Below are 18,659 nucleotides of genomic sequence, written 5' to 3' on the forward strand. Positions count from 1 at the left end.
TCCGGCTTGACACGGATCTTGACGTTGTAGTCGATGACGCGTTTGACCGCGACGAGTACTTTCATGATTTCCTCGCTTGGTTCTCGGTGTTGAACCGTCTTGAATCCAATGGTGCGACACTGCCGTCAGCACCTTCCTGTCACTGGCCGCCTGGAACGGCGTGGCATGCTCTTATCGATTTCATGCGAGCGTTTGATAGGTGCCGCATCGAAAAAACTCTTTCAATGTGCCACACCCATGCACAGGGCAACAATCCCATAATCACCCCTTGGGCGAGACACCTGATCACCATGGCGCCAACGTCGCATGATCGCAGGGGGTGACCTTGTTGTTCTATTATGCCTATCATGAGGGCAGGCTAGAAGCAAACGACCGTTTTAAATCTTATCGACGTTAGTGTAATGGCGCTCGACGTCGACACGGGCAGTGAGGAGAGAGCAGATGGAAGAACAAGTCGAACGCGACTCCATGGAGTTCGATGTTGTTATCGTGGGCGCCGGCCCCTCGGGGCTCGCCGCCGCGTGCCGGCTGATGCAGCAGGCCAACGAGGCGGAGCAGGAGTTGACGGTGTGCGTGGTGGAGAAGGGCTCCGAGGTCGGCGCCCACATCCTCTCCGGCGCCATCTTCGAGCCCCGCGCCCTGGCCGAGCTGTTCCCCGACTGGGAGGAGCGCGGCGCACCGCTGACCACCCCGGCCAGCCGCGATGAGGTCTACCTGCTCAAGGACGCGGAGAAGAGCCAGAAGCTACCCAATGCCCTGGTGCCCAAGTCCATGCATAACACCGGTGGCCGGCACTCCGGTGGTGATCTAACGAGTGGCGACTCCCGCCGCTATGTGATCAGCGCCGGCAATCTGTGCCGCTGGCTGGCCGAGCAGGCCGAGACGCTGGGCGTGGAGATCTTCCCGGGGTTTGCCGCTCAGGAAACCATCATCGAAGAGGGCGTGGTCAAGGGCATCCTGATCGGCGACATGGGAGTGGCCGCCGATGGCACGCCCAAGGATGGCCATATGCCGGGCATGGAGCTGCGCGCCAAGTACACGCTGTTTGCCGAGGGCGCCCGCGGTCACCTGGGCAAGCGCCTGATCCAGGAGTATGACCTCGACGCCGGCAAGGACCCCCAGCACTACGGCATCGGACTCAAGGAGCTGTGGGACGTGCCCGCCGAGCAGCACGAACCGGGCCTGGTGCTGCACGGCTCCGGCTGGCCTCTGGACAAGCACACCCACGGTGGCTGGTTCCTCTATCACGGTGACAACCAGCAGGTGGTCGTGGGGCTGATCATGGATCTCTCCTACCAGAACCCCTGGCTCTCCCCCTTCGATGAATTCCAGCGCATGAAGCACCACCCCGTGCTGGCCAGGCATCTCGAGGGCGGCAAGCGTGTCGCCTACGGGGCCCGCGCCATCACCAAGGGTGGACTGAACTGCCTGCCGAAGATGACCTTCCCCGGCGGCCTGCTGATCGGCTGCGATGCCGGCACCCTGAACTTCGCCAAGATCAAGGGACTGCACACCGCCATGAAGTCAGGCCTGGTGGCCGCCGAGGCGGTGTTCGAGGCGGTCGCCAAGGGCGACGAGGGTGGCCAGGAGCTCGGCGCCTTTACCGAGAAGTGGCAAGCGAGCTGGGCATATGCCGAGCTCGAGGAGAGCGCCAGCTTTGGCCCGGCGATCCACAAGTACGGCACCGTCGGCGGCGGCGCCTACAACTTCGTGAACCAGCTGCTGGGTGGCAAGCTGCCCAATGTGCACGACACCACCCCGGATCATGCCGCACTCAAGCCGGCCGGCGAGTTCGAGAAGATCGAGTACCCCAAGCCCGACGGCAAGCTCTCCTTCGACAAGCCCTCTTCGGTCTTTCTCTCCAACACCAATCATGAGGAGGATCAGCCCTGCCACCTGAAGCTGAGCGACCCGGAGCTGCCAATCCGCGAAAATTTGCCGGAGTATGCCGAGCCGGCACAGCGCTACTGCCCGGCCGGGGTCTACGAAGTGGTCGAGGGCGAGGACGGCAAGCCGAAGTTCCAGATCAACTTTCAGAACTGCGTGCACTGCAAGACCTGTGACATCAAGGATCCGGCCCAGAACATCACCTGGGTGGCGCCCGAAGGGGGTGGCGGACCGAACTATCCCAATATGTAAGCCGTAAGCCGTAAGCTGGAAGGCAGCATGAACCCAACAACATTGCGTCAAGGGGGTTCTTCCAGCTTCTCGCTTCCCGGAGCGAAGCGACGCTCTTCCAGCTTGTCACGCAGCCCGGCTCAGTCGCCGGTGGCAACGGGGCGGGCCGGGTCTTGCACCCACTCGCTCCAGGAGCCTGGGTAGAGCCTGGGCAGCGGCTTGCCGGCTACCGCATAGGCGAGGATGTTATGGCAGGCGGTGACCCCGGAACCACAGTAGGCCACCACCTCGTCGCCCTGGGGTAGCTCCTTGGCCAGGCGTGCGGGGCTCTTGAAGCGCCCGCCCTCCTCCAGGTTGTCGACACTGGGGCGACATACCGCTTCCGGGATATGCCCCGCCACCGGATCGATGGGCTCGACGTCACCGCGGAAGCGTTCGCGGTTGCGAGCGTCTACCCCCAGCACACTGCTCGACTGCAGCGCCTCCGCCGTCGTCCAGGTGTCGTCACGATAGTCCGGGCACCAGCCGGAAGGGCTCGATGTCACGTCATCCCCCTCTTGCAGCTCGCCACCCTGGGCCAACCAGGCCTGGATGCCGCCGTCCAATACCCGCACCTCGGGATGGCCGGCCCAGCAGGCGAGCATCCACCAGGCGCGAGCGGCGGCCAGCTGGCCGCCCATATCGTCATAGACCACCACCGGCATGTCCGGCCTCACGCCAAGGCGCTGAAGCGCTTCGGTGAATCGCTGCCGGTTCGGCAACGGATGGCGCCCCCCTGCCCCCGGGGGACCCGCCAGGTCACGATCCAGGTCGAGGTGCCGACTGTTCGGCAGATGCGCCTTCCACCACAGGCCATGACCGGCATCGGGATCACCGAGGCGTGCTCGACAATCCAGCAGACACGGTGGCCGGGGGCCCTCCAGGGCATCTTGCAACTCCCCGGCGGTGATCAGGGGCTGATTCATGCATGACCTCCTTGCAGCAATTCGATGGGCGCTCGTCGAGCGATCAGGCGTCGTCGCCCAGCATGCAGGAAACGCACCTCGATCACGGGGTTGTCGGGGTCCCCCTCCACCAGATCGATCTCGCCCTCGCCGAAAACGGCATGACGCAGGCGTTGACCGACGCCGAAGGCCTGCGAGGGAGCCATCTGATCGGTCGCCTCAGGCGAAACAGGCGCCAGCGGCAACTCACGCCCCAGGGCGTCCAGATAGCGCTTCACCAGCTCCGGGCGCGATACCGCCAGTGGCACTTGCCCTGCGTCGGCGGCAGCGTTCGCGTCATCCGACTCGAGGCGCTGGGCCAGGCGATCGCACTCCTCCCAGGCACTCTCGGCAAGAAACCGGCTGGGACGATGATCGCCACCGTCATGGAGCAGCAGCAGCCGCTCTCGGGCACGCGTGATGGCCACATAGAAGAGCCTGCGCTCCTCCTCGAGACGCTGGGGGGATAGCGGGTTGTCGCGGGTGTAGTGGGGAAAGTCCTGCTCGTTGACGCCGGCAAGCACCACCAGGGGCCACTCCAGCCCCTTGGCGCCGTGTACGGTGTTGATCAGCACCCCGTCATCACGGCTCTCCACCGGTCGACTGAGCAGCTCGACAAAGGCCTCGGTGTCATTGCCAAGCTCAATGGCCTGCTCCTTGAGCACATCGAGCAGGCGAACATCCTCCTCGCCCTTGTCGCGCCGCGCCGCGGCACGCTTGAGGACCCTCTCGGCATCGACCTCGGTCACCACATGGTCGAGCAGCTCAGCCGGCGAACGGGCCGCCAGTCGCGGCAACTCACAGAGCAGTGCCCAACGCTTCTTGAGAGTACGTTTCTGATGAGGCTTGAGGGCTGCCAACAGCGGGTCGTGAGGCGCGGGCCAGCGGGGGTCCTCCGCCAACCGACGCGCCAGTGCCTCGAGTCGTTCGCGGGCCACGAAGGGTGTCGGCTGGGCGAACAGCAGGGCCAGGTGGCCAGGGTCACGCAGCAGCTCGGGAGTACATGCCAGCCTCAGGTAGCCGGCCAGTGCCTGCACCAGAGGCAGGCGAAAGACGAAACGATCCTCCCGCGCCAGACGAAACGCCACCCCCTCGCGCAGCAGCGCGAGCTGCAGCGGCACCGACAGGGCCCAGCTACGCACCAGCACACAGGCTTCGTCGAGTTCCCTTCCCTGTCGCTGCCACGCGGCCAGGCCGTCCAGCAGGCCACGACACCCATGGCCCGCCCCGATCCGGGTCTGCGGGTTGCCAGGAGCCGCCAGGCACTGCTGGTCGGGGCGCCGCCGGTTGGCGTCGATGGCGTGATTGGCCGCCAGCGCCAGGGCATGGCCATGGCGAAAGGTGGTGGAAAGCGGGTAGTCCACCGCCACGCCGAAGGTGTCGGTGAAGCGCTGGAGCATGGTCTCGGGATGTGCCCCGCGCCACTCGTAGATGCACTGATTGGCATCCCCCACCGCCATCACCTCGGCATGCTCGCCGGCGAGCAGCGCCAACAGGCGCTGCTGGGCAACATTGATGTCCTGATACTCGTCGATGATGACGTGGTCGAGAAATCCCTGGATGCGGGCGCGCAAGCCAGCATCGGCTTCCAGGGCTTTTAGGGGGCGATACAACAGATCGGCATAACCCATCAGGCCATGCTGCTCCAACAGTGCCTCGACCTGCTCGAAGGCGGCCGGGAAGTAGCGGGTCTCATCACCGTAATCCAGCCGCTCATGCAACTCGGCGGCACTCACCATCTCGGCCTTCACCAGGCCACAGAAGTGCGCCAGCGCCTCGAGACGCTCGGCATCCAGCGCCGACTCACGCGCCTCTGTGTCCTGATCGCCGAGGGCGAGCTGGGTGGCTTGACGCAACAGGCGCTCGAGCTGCCAGTCGGCGGTCAGCAGCTGACGGGGCACCAGTGCCCCCCAGCGTGTCAGGCTGCCAGTCAACCGATGCCCAAGGGAGTGAAAGGTGCGCACATCGGGCAGCCGCTGGCCTGCTGGGGCCATGGCCGCCAGGCGGGCCTGGAAGTCCGCTCGTGCCGAACGGTTGAACATCAGCACCAGAATACGCTGAGGGGGAACCCCCCGCTCGAGAAGCCGGAGCACCCTCGCCACCATGGTCGTGGTCTTGCCGGAGCCAGCGACCGCGGCCACACGCGCGTGCCCGGCGCCATGTTCGACCACGGCACGCTGTTCCGCGGTCAGCCGCACGCCGCTTCGCCGTCGACCAGGCCCAGCGGATGCCAGGCGCCCCCACTGCGCAGCCCCAGTGCCTCGCGTCCATCGTCCAGTGTGAAGGGGCTCGCCTCTTCGACCAGGCGGTAGAAGACATTGCGCCCCAGCCGGGCGGCCAAGCCGAAGCGTACTGTGACCTCGGGCACACACTCGCCGGCGGGGGTCTCGCTGAGGGTAAAGACGTGCTGAGCATCCAGCGTCAGCCGGTCCCCCATATTGGTGGTCAGCCACCAGAGACCGTCGTCGCCAAATTCGGCATCGACGATCAGGAAGGGACAGTCCTCGACCCGAATCAGCTGCTTCTCGACCGGCGTGACCAGTGCATGACGACCATCGGCTTCACGTCGCAGGATGGTGGAGAGCAGCCGAACCAGCCGCGGCCGTGACATGACGGTACCCTCATGAATCCAGCGACCATCGGCCGCGATCACCAGGTCCATCTCTCCCACGCGCTCGGGATGCCAGCCATCCACCGGGGGGATATCCCCAGCGGCGTCTAGCCTTGCCACCAGCGGTTCCAGATCCATCATGGTGCTCCTACTTGACCAGGCCGGCGCCCTGCAGGATGCCGCGCATCTCCTCGGAGACTTCCGGGCTTGCGGCACGAAACAGCTGGTAGAAGTTGGCGGTGGTCTGCATGGCGACCTCCTCGACGCTGATTCCGCGCTCGGCGGCGATGCATTCGGCCACTTCGACCACCCAGGCCGGCTCATTGGGCTTGCCACGATGAGGCACCGGGGCCAGGTAGGGACTATCCGTCTCGATCAACAACCGATCAAGCGGCACCTGCCTGGCGATCTCACGCAGCGATTTGGCGCTGTGGAAGGTCACGATCCCGGAGAGCGAGATATAGAAGCCGTGGCGCACCGCCTCCCGAGCCATCTCGAGATCCTCGGTGAAGCAGTGCAGCACGCCTCCGACCTCCGGGTTGGTATGCTCACGGATCAGCGCCAGCGTCTCGTCCCTCGCCTCGCGGGTATGGATGATCACCGGCAACGCAAGCTCGCTGGCAGCGATCAGCTGGCGGCGGAAGCGCTCGCGCTGAACCTCTCGCGACGGCACCTTGTCGGGGGCCTTCTCCAGATAATGATAGTCCAGGCCACACTCGCCGATGGCCACCGCACCATAGCGGTCGGCGGTCTCCTTGATGGCCTCGATGGTCGGCTCGTCGGCCACCCGGTGCAGCGGATGAACCCCGGCGGAGATCACCACGTCGTCGTGCTCGCGGGCGATGGCGGCCACGCCGGGTACCTCATCGAGGGTAACGCCGATGGCCAGGAACTGTTTCACCCCGCGAGCTCGGGCGGCGTCCAGCGTCGCAGCGAGATCTCCACCATGGGTGGCGGAGTCGAGGCGGTCGAGATGGCAGTGAGAATCAACGAACATGCAGTGAAGTACCGATAGAGTGAATGGTGCCGATAGCCAGTGGATGGTACCAATCGCGTCAGAGCGTATAGGTCGGCGTGCCCTTGTCGAGATGACCGGCAAGCAGGCTCTCGATACGATCGCGCACGACCTGGTCGGCGGCGCTGAAGTGGATACCGACCCCGGGAATGCGCCGGCCGCTGACACCTTCCGGCGAGACCCAGACGACCTGACCGGTGACCGGCACCCGTTCGGTTTCGCCGGGCAACGTCAGCAGCAGATAGATCTGCTGGCCCAGCTCGTAGCGCTCACGCGTGGGAACGAAGATGCCGCCCCGCTCGAGCACCGGCATATAGGCCGACAACAGGGTCTGGGTATCCTGGATATTCAGCGACAACGCCTTCTGAGCGACCATGATTCTCTCCTCGATGTGCTTGCGGGGGACACGTCACGAACGCAACAGTGCCGACCAGCGCACCAGCCAGGCCTCCAGCACCAGCTGTGGATTGGGGTTGCCGCCCGCCGCCAGCAGCCGTCGCTCCTCACGGGCGTAATCCAGCAGGCGAAACCAGTCGCGCACCCGGGCATTCTTGACCGCCTGGCGATAGAGGGGCAGCAGGTCCGGGTTACACAGTCCGGAGGCATCACCGGAAAGCCCAAGGCGAATCAGGTCCTCGAGCCAGGCGATACCGTACCACAGGATGGCATCGATGGATTGGCGGTCAAGCCGAGCCGCCTCGGCCACCGGCTCGCCTCCTCTTACCAGGGCCTCGAAGGTATCGACCAGCTGCTGACGCAGCGCCCGTGCCTCGGGGGTCGACAGGCTCACTGCCTGCAGTGGTAGCCCCCCGGCCACTCTCAGCCAGAATGTCGCCTCTTCGTTATCGCCGAGACGCTCGGCAAGCCAGGGCAGGCAGTCGGCCGGCTCGGGAATCGCCAGGCTCCAGTGCTGACAACGCGACCGAATGGTCGGCAGCAGCCGGGAGGGGATATCCGAGAGCAGCAGGAACAGGGTCCGCGCCCCGGGCTCCTCGAGGCTCTTGAGCAGGGCATTGGCGGCGGCGACGTTGAGCGCCTCGGCCGGCGCGACAAGAATGACCCGATAGCCTCCCTGCTGGGCGGTCTGGGCGACGAAATGGTTGACCTCGCGGATCGCATCGATGCGGATCTGGCGCTTGCCCTCCTCGAGCTCGACACTCATCAGGTCGGGATGGTAGCCCGAGGCCAGCATATGGCAACCATGACAGTGGCCACAGGCCACCCTCCCGGGCGTGGCACACAGCGTGCGGGCGGCCAGGGCGTCGACCAGCGAGCGCTTGCCGACCCCGCGGGGGCCCGAGATCAACAGCGCGTGGGGCAGTCGCCCACTGTCGGCCAGGCGAACGAGCTCCGCGAAGCGCTCGCCCAACCAGGGCAGTGGCTCCAGGGCCGTGACAGGCGACGGGTTCAGCTCCGCCATGCCGTCACCCTCGCCTCGAGCACCGCCTCGATCTGCTCGCCCACCGCCTCGCGCGTGAGGGAGGCATCGATGATCGTGATCCGCTCCGGAGCCTGAGCGGCACGGGCCAGATAGGCCTGACGAACCGACTCGAAGAACTCGGCACGCTCCTGCTCGAAGCGATCTCGCCGCTCGCCACGCTGCTCCAGGCGCTGCTGAGCCGCCCCCATGGGCATGTCGAGCAGCAGGGTCAGGTCAGGAGCGAGCCCCTGCTGAACGAAGGCCTCGAGCTCGATGATGCGTGCGCTGTCGAGGCCACGCCCTCCCCCCTGGTAGGCGAAGGTGGCGTCGGTGAAGCGGTCGCATACCACCCAGGCACCCCGTTCCAGGGCCGGGCGTATCACACGCGCCAGGTGCTGGGCACGCGCGGCAAATACCAGCAGCAGCTCGGCGTCATCATCCAGCGGTTCGGGCTCATCCGGGTCGAGCAGCAGGCGCCGAATGGCCTCGGCCCGCGGTGTGCCTCCTGGCTCACGAGTCTGGACCACCTCCAGGCCCCGCGCCTCCAGCCATGCCACCACCCGTGCGAGGTTGGTGCTCTTGCCGACCCCCTCGCTGCCTTCCAGGGTGATAAAGCGTCCCCTCGCCGGAGTGTTCCCGGCGTTCCTCGCTGGCCGTTCGGGGTGCTTGTTACCCATGCCTGCTCCAATCATCGGTTGCGGATATAGCGATTGACCGCATTGTTGTGCTCGCGCAGCGTGCGCGAGAAGTGATGCGTGCCGTCGCCCTTGGCCACGAAGTAGAGCGTCTCCCCGGGCAGCGGGTCGACCGCGGCCTCCAGGGCCGCCCTGCCCGGCAGGGCAATCGGGGTGGGGGGCATGCCGTCGATCACGTAGGTATTGTAGGGCGTGGACTCACGCAAATCGGCACGGGTGATATTGCCCGCGTAGCGCTCTCCCATGCCGTAGATCACCGTGGGGTCGGTCTGCAGGCGCATGCCACGCTCCAGGCGACGCTTGAACACGCCCGCGATCTCGCGCCGCTCCTCAGGGGCCCCCGTCTCACGCTCGATCAGCGAGGCCATGATCAGCGCCTCGTAGGGTGTCTCGATGGTCAGGTCATCGGCACGCTCTGCCCAGACCTCATCGAGGGTGGCCTGCATGCGCGAGTGGGCCTGCTCGAGCAGCTCCAGGTCGCTCATGCCCTTGTGATAGAGGTAGGTATCAGGAAAGAACCACCCCTCCGGGTGCTCCCCCTCGCGGTCGAGCAGCGCCATGACCTCATCGTCGGTGAGCCCCTCGGTGCGATGTTCAAGCTTGGGTGCCGCCTCCAGGGCGTCACGCATCTGGCGGAAGGTCCAGCCTTCGGGGATGGTCAACGGGTAGGTCACCAGCTGCTCGCTACCCAGACGCTCGAGGAGCTCACGACCGCTCATGCCGGGCTCCAGCCTGAACTCTCCGGGTCGCAACCGCGGCAGGCTCTGGGGTTCGAGGCGGGCCAGTACCCGAAAGGCCCAGGCATCCTCGATCACGCCCTGGGCTACCAGCTCGCTTACCACCTGATGGTAGCCCGCACCACGCGGCACCTCATAGAGCGTCGACTCGCTGATCGCGATGGGGGCCGCCAGACGCGACTGCCAATAGCGATAGCCACCGAACAGGGCCGCCATGGCCATCACGACCAGCAGCAGCAGGATGATCAGCACTCGCCGCATTGGGATCCTCTTGATTCAGTAGGTTGAAGGGTAGTCGTAACCCAACAGGCCGTGGGCCTCGGCCTGGAAGCTACGATGCTGCCTTCCAAGCGTCCAGCGTCGAAGGGCCCTGCCCATCACATCATCCAGGCGGACCACCGGCCAGACTCCCTGTACGGAGTTGCCCAGCCAGACCGCATCGGCCTGGGCCAGCGCCTCTTCTCCCGCCTCGACCTCTTGAATCTCGCCGCGGGATATCAGCGCCTCCCGCAGCGTCCCCGCCACCCCGCAACGGGCGAGTGACGGCGTCTCGAGGCGGCCGGCGCGGAGCCAGTAGAGATTCATGGCGGTAGCCTCGATCAGACGCCCGGAGTCATCGCTGAGCACGCCTTCGGCAATGGCGTCGTCATCCCACTCGGCGCGCGCCAGCACATTTTCCAGACGATTGAGGTGCTTGATCCCCGCCAGCACAGGCTGGCAGGCGAGGCGGAGCCGACAGTGGCGAATCCTGACGCCCTTGCGCCAGCGCGACTCGGCAGGGGTAAAGGAGGCAAGCTGCCAGCGCAGGCGCGGCTCGGGGGTCGCCGGCGGGCAATAGCCTCGCCCGCCACTGCCACGGGTCAGGGTCAGCTTGAGCACCTCGAGCCCACTCCCCGCCTCCGCCAGCGGAAGCGCCAGGTCATGCTCCGCAGGCATCGGGATGCCCAGCACATGACAGCCTCGGGCCAGCCGCGCCAGATGCTCATCCCACAACAGCGGACGCCCGTCCCTGAGCAGGATGGTCTCGAAGAGACCGTCGCCGTAGGCGGCACCGCGATCATCCAGCGGCCAGCTGGCCTGCTCCCTCACTCGCCTACCGCCATGCTCAGACCCGAGTGAAGATCAGGGTGCCGTTGGTACCACCGAAGCCGAAGGAGTTCGACAGCGCCACGTCGATCTTCATCTCACGGGCCGTATGCGGCACATAGTCAAGCTCGCAACCCTCCTGGAGGTTGTCCAGGTTGATGGTGGGCGGCGCAACCTGGTCGCGAATCGCGAGAATCGAGAACACCGCTTCGACGGCTCCCGCGGCACCCAGCAGATGGCCGATCATCGACTTGGTGGAGCTGACCGCCACCGACCTTGCCGCTTCCCCCATCACACGCTGTACCGCGCGACTCTCGGCGAGATCCCCTGCAGGCGTCGAGGTGCCATGGGCGTTGATATAGTCGATCGCTGCCGGCTCGAGCCCCGCATCATGCACGGCATTCGCCATGGACTGGGCGGCGCCGCTGCCGTCCTCGGGGGGGGCGGTCATGTGATAGGCGTCATCGCTCATGCCGAAACCTGCCATCTCGGCATAGATGGTGGCCCCGCGCGCCTTGGCGTGCTCGTACTCCTCCAACACAAGCACACCGGCACCGTCGGAGAGCACGAAGCCGTCACGATCGCGATCCCAGGGGCGACTGGCCGCCTCGGGGTCCTCGTTGCGAGTGGACAGCGCCCGCGCCGCCGAGAAGCCACCCAGGCCCAGCGGAGTGGTCGCCATTTCGGCACCACCGCACACCATCACGTCGGCATCACCGTAGGCGATGGTCCGCGCGCTATAGCCGATGTTGTGGGTGCCGGTGGTGCAGGCGGTGGTGATCGCGATATTGGGGCCACGGAAGCCATGGCGAATCGCCAGGTTGCCGGAGATCATGTTGATGATCGAACCGGGCACGAAGAACGGCGAGATACGTCGCGGCCCGCTCTTGATCAGGGCATTGTGATTGTGCTCGATCATCGGTAGCCCGCCGATGCCAGAACCGATGGCTACGCCGATGCGGTGAGCATTCTCGTCGCTGCACTCGAGGCCGGCATCCTGGATCGCCTGAGCCCCGGCCGCCATGCCGTACTGGATGAACAGATCCATCTTGCGCGCATCCTTGGGGTTCAGATAGGGACTGATGTCGAAGTCCTTCACCGAACCGCCGAAGCGCGTGTTGAAGCCGCTGACATCGAAGTGCTCGATGGGAGCAATGCCGCTGTTGCCGGCCACGATATTGCGCCAGCTCTCTTCCACGGTATTTCCCACCGGCGTGACCAGGCCCAGGCCCGTCACCACTACTCGTCTACGTGTCATCAGCGTTCCTCCAGGCGTCCAGGATGATCGCGACCCTCATGCGGGCCGCCTATATCAGGCGCATTATAACGGCTCTCCCTTCGACATGCCGCCCCGAGAGGGTATTCGCATGTCGTTCGGGTGCGAAAAAGCCGCCCTTGTGGGCGGCTTTCCTGGGGGCCGTTCCGGCGAAGGCGGCCCCGAGCATCAGCAAGCGGTATCGACCGCCACCAGGCTTACTGGTGGGCGTTCACGTAGTCGATGGCTTCCTGGACGGTGGTGATCTTCTCGGCTTCCTCGTCGGGAATTTCGGTATCGAACTCCTCCTCAAGCGCCATGACCAGCTCGACGGTGTCCAGGGAGTCGGCGCCCAGGTCCTCGGTGAAGGAGGAGCTGTTCTGGATGTCCTCTTCCTTGACGTTCAGGCGCTCGGCCACAACCTTCTTAACGCGCTCTTCGATGGTGCTCATTATGACGTACTCCAGTCGTTCACATTGGCCGTCCAGAAGACCAGCCGTTTGGGGTTCCAGATCCGCAAGCCGGAAGCTGCGGGGTAGTGTATAGAGCCCCCGGGGCCGGCGCAACCACCGGACCCGGCACCTCTCAACGCATGTTCATGCCACCGTTAACATGCAAAATCTCGCCGGTAATATAACTGGCCGTCTCGCCGGTAAGGAACCCTACCGCCGCGGCGATCTCCTCGGGCTGGCCGAGGCGCGAAAGCGGAATCTGCCCGAGCAGCGCCTTGTGCTGCTCCTCGGGAAGCGCCTCGGTCATGTCGGTGGCGATAAAGCCGGGCGCCACGGCATTGACGGTAATGGCGCGCGACGCCACCTCCCGGGCCAGCGCACGGGTGAAGCCTTCCATGCCCGCCTTCGCGGCAGCATAGTTGGCCTGACCCAGATTGCCCATGCTCGCCACCACCGAACTGATGCTGACGATGCGACCGAAGCGCGCCCGCGTCATGCCACGCAGACAGGCCTTGCTGACACGATAGACCGACTTGAGGTTGGTATCGACGACGTCATCCCACTCCCCTTCCTTCATGCGCATCAACAGGTTGTCACGCGTGATGCCGGCATTGTTGACCAGAATGGTCGGGGCACCGAACTCCTCGCCGATCGCCTTGACCACCTCGTCGACGCTGGCCTGATCGGTGACATCCAGGCGCCGACCGGCACCCTGGATACCCTGAGCCCTGAGGTCGGCATCGATCCTCTCGGCGCCGGCATCGCTTGTCGCGGTGCCGATCACGATGCGCCCCTGGCGACCCAGCTCATGGGCGATGGCCCGACCGATGCCGCGACTGGCCCCGGTGACCAGGGCAACTCTGGTTTCGCTAGTCATGAAAAGTATGCCTTCGTTCTTTGGAAAGAGATCAACCGTTGCGGGAAGTCACGCCGCGTGCCAGCTCCAGGGCCGCATCGAGGCTGTCGGGGTCGTTGACCGCCAGCCCCTTGCTGCCCCGAACGATGCGCTTGCCCAGCCCGGTCAGCACCTTGCCCGGCCCGCACTCGATGAACACCTCTGCGCCACGCTCGCCAATGGCCTCGATGCAGGAGGTCCAGCGTACCGGACGATAGAGCTGCTCGATCAGCCGGGTGCGCAGCGTTTCGACATCGGCATGGGCCTGGGCGTCGACATTCTGGATCACGGTATAACGCGGCGCCTTGAGTGTCACCTCGTCCATGGCCGCGGACAGCCGCTCGGCGGCGGGCTCCATCAGGGCACAGTGTGAAGGCACGGAGACCGGAAGCGGCATGGCACGCTTGGCACCCGCCGCCTGACAGGCGGCGATGGCGCGCTCGACGGCGGCCTTGCTACCGGCAATCACGACCTGACCCGGGGCATTGTAGTTCACCGCCGAGACCACATCGCCCTGGGCCGCCTCGGCACAGGCCTGTTCCACCACGGCATCATCGAGACCCAGGATGGCCGCCATGCCCCCCTGCCCCGCCGGCACCGCCTCCTGCATGGCCTCACCACGCAGCTTGACCAGCCTGACCCCCTCGGCGAAGGGCATCACCCCGGCACAGACCATGGCACTGTACTCTCCGAGGCTGTGCCCGGCCATGGCGCCTGGTCGCGGCCCCTCGAGCTCCTGCCAGACACGCCAGATCGCCACGCTGGCGGCAAGCAGCGCGGGCTGTGTGCAGGCGGTCGCATTGAGCGCTTCGGCGGGCCCCTCCTGGACCACCTTCCAGAGATCGTAGCCGAGCGCCTCCGAGGCCTCCTCGAAGGTCGCACCCACGACGCTGTAGCGCTCGGCCAGCTCCCGCAGCATGCCGACCTGCTGGGAGCCCTGCCCTGGAAACACGAGGGCGAGCGGTTGAGTCATATTGGTCACCTTTGCTTTTATTGCCTGTCATCACCGCCGGTCGCGCCGACGCGAGAAATTGAATCCATTCGAGCCTCGCCCAGCTCCCGCGCCAACTGTCGCGGCAGGTCGTGCTCCACTTCCTGCACGGCACGCAGCACGGCGTAGCGAAAGCCATCGGCATCGGAGCCGCCATGGCTCTTCACCACGATACCGGCCAGCCCCAGCAGACTGGCGCCGTTGTACCGGACCGGGTCAAGCTCGCCACGCAGGCGTCGAAGGGCCGGCCTGGCGAGCAGTCCTACCAGACGACTCCCCCAGTGGGCCTCGAAGGTGGCCTGCACACGGGCCACCAGCATGCGTGCCAACCCTTCACTGGCCTTCAACACGGCATTGCCGACGAAGCCATCGCAGACCACCACGTCGACGCTGCCGGCGAAGATGCCATCCCCTTCGACATAGCCGCAGTAGTTGAGCCCTGGCAGCTCACGCAGCCGGGCATCCGCCTGGCGGACGCTGGCGGTCCCCTTGATCCCCTCGGCCCCCACATTGAGCAGGGCGATCCGCGGTCGCGACAGACCGTCGACATGACGAGCCATGACCTCTCCCATCCGCGCGAAATCCACGAGGCGATCGCTGGAGGCCTCGATATTGGCGCCCAGGTCGAGTAGATAGCAACGCCCCTGTTCACGGGTCGGGATCGCGGTACTGATGGCCGGGCGGGGGATACCGCCCACGGTGCCCATGGCACGCCGTCCCAGGGCCATCAGGGCCCCGGTATTGCCGCCGCTGACGCCGGCGCACGCGCGCCCCGACGCCAGGCAGTCGAGCATAAGCGCCATGCTGCTATCGCCACCATGGCGCAGGGCGTCGGAGGGACGCACCCCCGGAGCGATCTCGCCCGGGGCATCGACAACCTCCATACGCGAACCTGCCGCGGCGAGACGCCGCGGCAGGCTGGCAATCTCACGCTCCAGGCAGGCCCGCGGACCAAACAGCTGCAGCGTGAGACGAGAATCCTGGAGGGCCGCCCCGGCGGCACCACGCACCGTCGCGCGCGGCCCGAGATCTCCTCCCATCGCATCGATGGCGATTCGCATGAGTGAGATCAGGGGCCGGGGATCACCGTAGGTCGCGTCGTCGACTTAGGCGTCGACGACCTTGCGGCCACGGTAGAAGCCGTCCGGAGAGACGTGGTGACGCAGATGGGTGGCACCGGTCTCCTTATCCTGGGAGAGGGTCGGGGCGCTCAGGGCGTCATGGCTGCGACGCATGCCGCGCTTGGAACGTGTCTTGCGGTTCTTTTGAACTGCCATGGGATGTCACTCCAGAGTGAATCAATGATAAATCAGTGTTTTTTGCCCTTGAGATGCCGAAGCACATCGAAGGGGCTGGCTGCGGGCTCGCGGGATGCCGCGACATCCTCCCCGCTGGTCAGCTGGTCGCGTGAGACCGCACAGTCGGCCTCATCGTGGTAAACCGCCTGAGGAAGGCTGAGGATCAACTCATCCTCGACCATCGTCAGCAGGTTCAGCTGTTCGTCTTCCACCAGTACCGGCTCGTGGGTACTGGGCAACTCGGCGGCCAGAGCGTCGTTTGAGACCATGCCGAGCAGAAACTCGCTCTCGACCTCCTGGGCCATGGGACGCAGACAACGCCGACAGGGCAGCTGCAGCGTCGCACGCAGACGCCCATGAATCTCGTGGCGCCGCTGGGGATCGATGGTGAAATCCAGCCACACCTCGACATCACCCTGCTGCGGACCGACCGCTTCGGTCAATCGCGTGAAGGTGTCCAGGGCCATCAGCCCTTCCATATGCTCGGCACGGGCGGCGAGCTTGTAGGGCTCAACCCTGCCAGGGAGTCGTGTGGTCAACATAGGCGCGCAATGATAGGCACTCCCTCTGCCCCTGTCAAAGCCGCCGACGCACACACCGGGCCGCGTGATACCCTGCGCCTCCATCGACAACCTGGAGACCCCACATGCCACGCCTCGTTCTCGCCTCCGGGTCACGCTGGCGGCGCCAGCTTCTCGACCGCCTGGAGCTTCCCTATGCCTGGCAGAGCCCCGACATTGACGAGACCCCCCGCCCCGGCGAGTCGCCCAGCGCCCTGGTACACCGACTGGCACTCGGCAAGGCGCAGCAGCTCGCAGACGAGTGGCCCGATCACCTGATCATCGGCTCCGACCAGGTGGCGCAGTTCGATGGTGAGGTACTCGGCAAGCCAGCCGACACAACCGCCGCCCGCCAGCAGCTGGCACGCTTCTCGGGCAACCGGGTGCGCTTTCTCACTGGCCTGGCGCTACTGGATACCCGCAGCGGCCGCCATCGCGTCTGCCACGAGACCTACGATGTGGTGTTTCGCACGTTGACCGACAACGAGATCGCTCACTATATCGAGCGGGAGCGGCCACTGGAGTGCGCGGGAAGCTTTCGCATGGAGGGGCTGGGCATCACTCTGTTTGAGCGACTCGAGGGCGACGACCCCAATACCCTGATCGGGCTGCCGCTGATCCGTCTATGCGCGCTGCTGCGCGAGGCGGGCCTGGATCCGCTCGGCGAGACGTAAGCTGGAAGCTGGAAGCTGGAAGCTGGAAGACAGCATCTCACCACCTATCGATGTACCAAGGTGTTTCTTCTAGCTTCCAGCCGCGAAGCGGCGCTCTTCCAACTTCAAGCTAGCGAAGCTGATAGCGCACCGGAGAGTCGGCCCGGGGCAGCCCCAGCCACTCCATGGCCACACGCCCAAACTGACGAGATAGCCGCTCGAAGGGGTCCAGTCGCGGCGTGTAATCATGCAGCCTGCGCTCAGAGAGCCGCTCCCGCGCCAAGGTATCGAGGCTCCCCAGGGAGTCCACCAGCCCCAGCTCCAGCGCCTGCTCACCACTCCAGACGAGTCCGCTGAACAGGGCATCGTCATCGTCGAGGCGCTCCCCACGTCCCTCGCGCACCGCCGCGATAAACTGCTCATGGGTACTGTCCAGTACCGACTGCCAGAACTCGCGTTGCTGCGGGGCCACCTCGGAAAAGGGGTCGAGAAACGCCTTGTTGTCGCCGGCGGTATAGACGCGCCGCTCGACGCCCAGCTGATCGATGGCCTCCTGAAAGCCGAAGCTGGAGTAGATGACCCCGATGGAGCCCACCAGGCTCGCCGGTGCGGCGATGATCTCATCGGCACCCGCGGCGATATAGTAGGCACCACTGGCGCCGATATCCTCGATCACCGCGATGATCGGCTTATCGCCTTCGCTGCGCAGTCGCATGACCTCGTCGAAGATGCGCTGGGACTGCACCGGGCTGCCACCGGGACTGTTGATATGCAGCACCACCGCCTCGCTCGCCTCCGACTCCCAGGCTCGCCTGAGCCCGGCATTGATGCGCTCCGCACTGGCGGTACCCTCGGCCTCGATCACGCCCTCTACCTTGACCACCCCGAGATGCGGAGCATCCGCCCCACCGACCGCGGCAGGGCCAGACAGCAGACCATAGAGGGTCACCGACAGCGAGGCGGCGACCAGCGCCGCGAACAGGAAACGGAAGAACAGCTTCCAGCGCCGTGAACGACGCTGCTCCACCAGCACGCCATCTATCCAGCGCCCCATCATCGCCATCTGCTCGAGTCGCTGGCGCTCACGCAGGGTCTCGGCATCCTCTCCGGGCGACACCGCGCCCGGATCGCTCGCCTGGCGCCTCGCCCTCGCCTCGTCGCGACCTAGCTCTGGACCCTGGGTCCAGGGGTCGAGATCTGCATCGTGCTCATTGCGCTTATCGGTCATTGCCTACCCTCCCTGTAACCAGTCGAACAGCTGGGGCACCGTCTGCGCGGTGAAGGCGGGCCGGCTCGACGCCAGCCTCGCGGGCGCATGCACCCCCCAGGTCACCGCCACGCGATCCATGCCGATGGCCCGCGCCATTTCGAGATCATACTCGGTATCCCCCACCATCACGGCCTCGGTTACCGGCACGGCGAGCTCCTCCAGCAGTTGCTCGAGCATCAGCGGGTGAGGCTTGGAGCGGGTCTCGTCGGCCGTGCGGCTGGCATGAAACCAGTGCCCGCTGTTGCTCTCATGGAACACACGGTCGAGCCCACGCCGACTCTTTCCGGTGGCCACCGCCAGGCGCTGCCCGGGCCTGACATGCAGCTCGGACAACCCGCTCCTTACATCGGGAAAGAAGCTCATGGGCGTGTCATTGCCTTCGACAAAGTGCCAGGCATAACGACTGCGCAGCAGCTCGGCCCGCTCGGGATCGATCCCCGGACACAGGGTGGCGATGGCTTCGGGAAGCCCCAGGCCGATGATATTGCGTATGGCCTCCTCCTCCAGATGCCCCCACCCTGCGTCATGGGACGCCGCCTGCATGCAGGCGACGATTCGCGCCACGGAGTCCATCAGGGTTCCATCCCAGTCGAAGATCACCAGTCGATAGCGCATGTCGT

At 65.6% G+C, this 18,659-nt stretch carries 21 protein-coding genes; 3 read left to right on the forward strand and 18 right to left on the reverse strand.

What is annotated here, in order from left to right; all coding sequences use genetic code 11:
* On the forward strand, window positions 1-323 hold a 323-nt coding region (locus tag E0702_RS19565; protein WP_205741933.1), incomplete at its 5' end, for a hypothetical protein.
* Between the two features lie 103 nt (window positions 324-426).
* Window positions 427-2,139: an electron transfer flavoprotein-ubiquinone oxidoreductase gene (locus tag E0702_RS13620; protein ID WP_306766918.1), complete on the forward strand. Its 1,713-nt coding sequence runs from the start codon at window positions 427-429 to the stop codon at window positions 2,137-2,139.
* Between the two features lie 119 nt (window positions 2,140-2,258).
* On the opposite strand, the gene E0702_RS13625 is transcribed toward E0702_RS13620, so the two are convergent.
* The 16 genes from E0702_RS13625 to E0702_RS13700 form a co-directional block, all read right to left on the reverse strand.
* Window positions 2,259-3,083 carry a sulfurtransferase gene (locus E0702_RS13625; RefSeq protein WP_132044748.1) on the reverse strand — a complete coding sequence of 275 codons (825 nt, stop codon included), beginning with the start codon at window positions 3,081-3,083 and terminating at the stop codon, window positions 2,259-2,261.
* The gene (locus E0702_RS13630; RefSeq protein WP_132044750.1) at window positions 3,080-5,299 is read right to left on the reverse strand and encodes an ATP-dependent helicase; all 2,220 of its coding nucleotides are present in this window, start codon (window positions 5,297-5,299) and stop codon (window positions 3,080-3,082) included. Before E0702_RS13630 ends, E0702_RS13625 begins: the two co-directional genes overlap by 4 nt.
* A complete protein-coding gene (locus E0702_RS13635) occupies window positions 5,290-5,853 on the reverse strand; it encodes a DUF1285 domain-containing protein (protein ID WP_306766919.1) in 564 nt (187 codons plus the stop codon). Before E0702_RS13635 ends, E0702_RS13630 begins: the two co-directional genes overlap by 10 nt.
* A 7-nt stretch (window positions 5,854-5,860) precedes the next feature.
* Window positions 5,861-6,709: a TatD family hydrolase gene (locus E0702_RS13640; RefSeq protein ID WP_132044752.1), complete on the reverse strand. Its 849-nt coding sequence runs from the start codon at window positions 6,707-6,709 to the stop codon at window positions 5,861-5,863.
* A gap of 58 nt (window positions 6,710-6,767) precedes the next feature.
* The gene (locus E0702_RS13645; RefSeq protein WP_132044754.1) at window positions 6,768-7,103 is read right to left on the reverse strand and encodes a PilZ domain-containing protein; all 336 of its coding nucleotides are present in this window, start codon (window positions 7,101-7,103) and stop codon (window positions 6,768-6,770) included.
* Window positions 7,104-7,136: 33 nt separating this feature from the next.
* Window positions 7,137-8,147 (reverse strand): DNA polymerase III subunit delta', encoded by a 1,011-nt coding sequence (locus tag E0702_RS13650; protein ID WP_132044756.1) that lies wholly within the window; start codon window positions 8,145-8,147, stop codon window positions 7,137-7,139.
* The gene (gene tmk, locus E0702_RS13655) at window positions 8,135-8,824 is read right to left on the reverse strand and encodes a dTMP kinase (RefSeq protein ID WP_132044758.1); all 690 of its coding nucleotides are present in this window, start codon (window positions 8,822-8,824) and stop codon (window positions 8,135-8,137) included. Before tmk ends, E0702_RS13650 begins: the two co-directional genes overlap by 13 nt.
* 11 nt (window positions 8,825-8,835) lie before the next feature.
* On the reverse strand, window positions 8,836-9,840 hold the full coding sequence (gene mltG, locus E0702_RS13660; RefSeq protein ID WP_132044760.1) for an endolytic transglycosylase MltG: 1,005 nt from the start codon (window positions 9,838-9,840) through the stop codon (window positions 8,836-8,838).
* A gap of 15 nt (window positions 9,841-9,855) precedes the next feature.
* A complete protein-coding gene (pabC, locus tag E0702_RS13665; RefSeq protein ID WP_132044762.1) occupies window positions 9,856-10,668 on the reverse strand; it encodes an aminodeoxychorismate lyase in 813 nt (270 codons plus the stop codon).
* 16 nt (window positions 10,669-10,684) lie between these two features.
* Window positions 10,685-11,923 carry a beta-ketoacyl-ACP synthase II gene (gene fabF / locus E0702_RS13670; protein WP_132044764.1) on the reverse strand — a complete coding sequence of 413 codons (1,239 nt, stop codon included), beginning with the start codon at window positions 11,921-11,923 and terminating at the stop codon, window positions 10,685-10,687.
* Between the two features lie 215 nt (window positions 11,924-12,138).
* Window positions 12,139-12,372 (reverse strand): acyl carrier protein, encoded by a 234-nt coding sequence (gene acpP, locus E0702_RS13675; protein WP_008956801.1) that lies wholly within the window; start codon window positions 12,370-12,372, stop codon window positions 12,139-12,141.
* Window positions 12,373-12,505: 133 nt separating this feature from the next.
* Window positions 12,506-13,249, reverse strand: a complete 744-nt coding sequence (gene fabG / locus E0702_RS13680; protein ID WP_132044766.1) for a 3-oxoacyl-ACP reductase FabG — start codon at window positions 13,247-13,249, stop codon at window positions 12,506-12,508.
* A 31-nt stretch (window positions 13,250-13,280) separates the two neighbouring features.
* Window positions 13,281-14,240 (reverse strand): ACP S-malonyltransferase, encoded by a 960-nt coding sequence (gene fabD / locus E0702_RS13685; protein ID WP_132044768.1) that lies wholly within the window; start codon window positions 14,238-14,240, stop codon window positions 13,281-13,283.
* A 17-nt stretch (window positions 14,241-14,257) separates the two neighbouring features.
* Window positions 14,258-15,319 (reverse strand): phosphate acyltransferase PlsX, encoded by a 1,062-nt coding sequence (plsX, locus tag E0702_RS13690; protein ID WP_132044770.1) that lies wholly within the window; start codon window positions 15,317-15,319, stop codon window positions 14,258-14,260.
* Window positions 15,320-15,364: 45 nt separating this feature from the next.
* Entirely contained in the window at window positions 15,365-15,535 is a 171-nt protein-coding gene (gene rpmF / locus E0702_RS13695; RefSeq protein ID WP_132044772.1) for a 50S ribosomal protein L32, read from the reverse strand.
* A 32-nt stretch (window positions 15,536-15,567) separates the two neighbouring features.
* Window positions 15,568-16,098, reverse strand: coding sequence for a YceD family protein (locus E0702_RS13700; RefSeq protein WP_132044774.1), 531 nt, complete (start codon window positions 16,096-16,098; stop codon window positions 15,568-15,570).
* Between the two features lie 104 nt (window positions 16,099-16,202).
* Between E0702_RS13700 and E0702_RS13705 the strand changes: the two genes are divergently transcribed.
* On the forward strand, window positions 16,203-16,790 hold the full coding sequence (locus E0702_RS13705; protein ID WP_132044776.1) for a Maf family protein: 588 nt from the start codon (window positions 16,203-16,205) through the stop codon (window positions 16,788-16,790).
* A 109-nt stretch (window positions 16,791-16,899) separates the two neighbouring features.
* Here E0702_RS13705 and sppA read toward each other — a convergent pair whose 3' ends face one another.
* Window positions 16,900-17,997: a signal peptide peptidase SppA gene (gene sppA, locus E0702_RS13710; RefSeq protein ID WP_132044778.1), complete on the reverse strand. Its 1,098-nt coding sequence runs from the start codon at window positions 17,995-17,997 to the stop codon at window positions 16,900-16,902.
* Window positions 17,998-18,000: 3 nt separating this feature from the next.
* The gene (locus E0702_RS13715) at window positions 18,001-18,654 is read right to left on the reverse strand and encodes an HAD-IA family hydrolase (protein WP_132044780.1); all 654 of its coding nucleotides are present in this window, start codon (window positions 18,652-18,654) and stop codon (window positions 18,001-18,003) included.
* Window positions 18,655-18,659 lie beyond the last annotated feature (5 nt).

Source organism: Halomonas marinisediminis, from assembly GCF_004347715.1.
Lineage (GTDB): Bacteria > Pseudomonadota > Gammaproteobacteria > Pseudomonadales > Halomonadaceae > Halomonas > Halomonas icarae.

Coding starts and splice junctions, on each gene's coding strand:
- mltG (WP_132044760.1), bottom strand. CDS start 9,840: ATGCGGCGAGTGCTGATCATCCTGCTGCTGCTGGTCGTGATGGCCATG.
- E0702_RS13705 (WP_132044776.1), top strand. CDS start 16,203: ATGCCACGCCTCGTTCTCGCCTCCGGGTCACGCTGGCGGCGCCAGCTT.
- E0702_RS13625 (WP_132044748.1), bottom strand. CDS start 3,083: ATGAATCAGCCCCTGATCACCGCCGGGGAGTTGCAAGATGCCCTGGAG.
- fabF (WP_132044764.1), bottom strand. CDS start 11,923: ATGACACGTAGACGAGTAGTGGTGACGGGCCTGGGCCTGGTCACGCCG.
- E0702_RS13640 (WP_132044752.1), bottom strand. CDS start 6,709: ATGTTCGTTGATTCTCACTGCCATCTCGACCGCCTCGACTCCGCCACC.
- E0702_RS13650 (WP_132044756.1), bottom strand. CDS start 8,147: ATGGCGGAGCTGAACCCGTCGCCTGTCACGGCCCTGGAGCCACTGCCC.
- fabD (WP_132044768.1), bottom strand. CDS start 14,240: ATGACTCAACCGCTCGCCCTCGTGTTTCCAGGGCAGGGCTCCCAGCAG.
- E0702_RS13715 (WP_132044780.1), bottom strand. CDS start 18,654: ATGCGCTATCGACTGGTGATCTTCGACTGGGATGGAACCCTGATGGAC.
- acpP (WP_008956801.1), bottom strand. CDS start 12,372: ATGAGCACCATCGAAGAGCGCGTTAAGAAGGTTGTGGCCGAGCGCCTG.
- plsX (WP_132044770.1), bottom strand. CDS start 15,319: ATGCGAATCGCCATCGATGCGATGGGAGGAGATCTCGGGCCGCGCGCG.
- rpmF (WP_132044772.1), bottom strand. CDS start 15,535: ATGGCAGTTCAAAAGAACCGCAAGACACGTTCCAAGCGCGGCATGCGT.
- E0702_RS13700 (WP_132044774.1), bottom strand. CDS start 16,098: ATGTTGACCACACGACTCCCTGGCAGGGTTGAGCCCTACAAGCTCGCC.
- fabG (WP_132044766.1), bottom strand. CDS start 13,249: ATGACTAGCGAAACCAGAGTTGCCCTGGTCACCGGGGCCAGTCGCGGC.
- E0702_RS13645 (WP_132044754.1), bottom strand. CDS start 7,103: ATGGTCGCTCAGAAGGCGTTGTCGCTGAATATCCAGGATACCCAGACC.
- E0702_RS13635 (WP_306766919.1), bottom strand. CDS start 5,853: ATGATGGATCTGGAACCGCTGGTGGCAAGGCTAGACGCCGCTGGGGAT.
- sppA (WP_132044778.1), bottom strand. CDS start 17,997: ATGACCGATAAGCGCAATGAGCACGATGCAGATCTCGACCCCTGGACC.
- tmk (WP_132044758.1), bottom strand. CDS start 8,824: ATGGGTAACAAGCACCCCGAACGGCCAGCGAGGAACGCCGGGAACACT.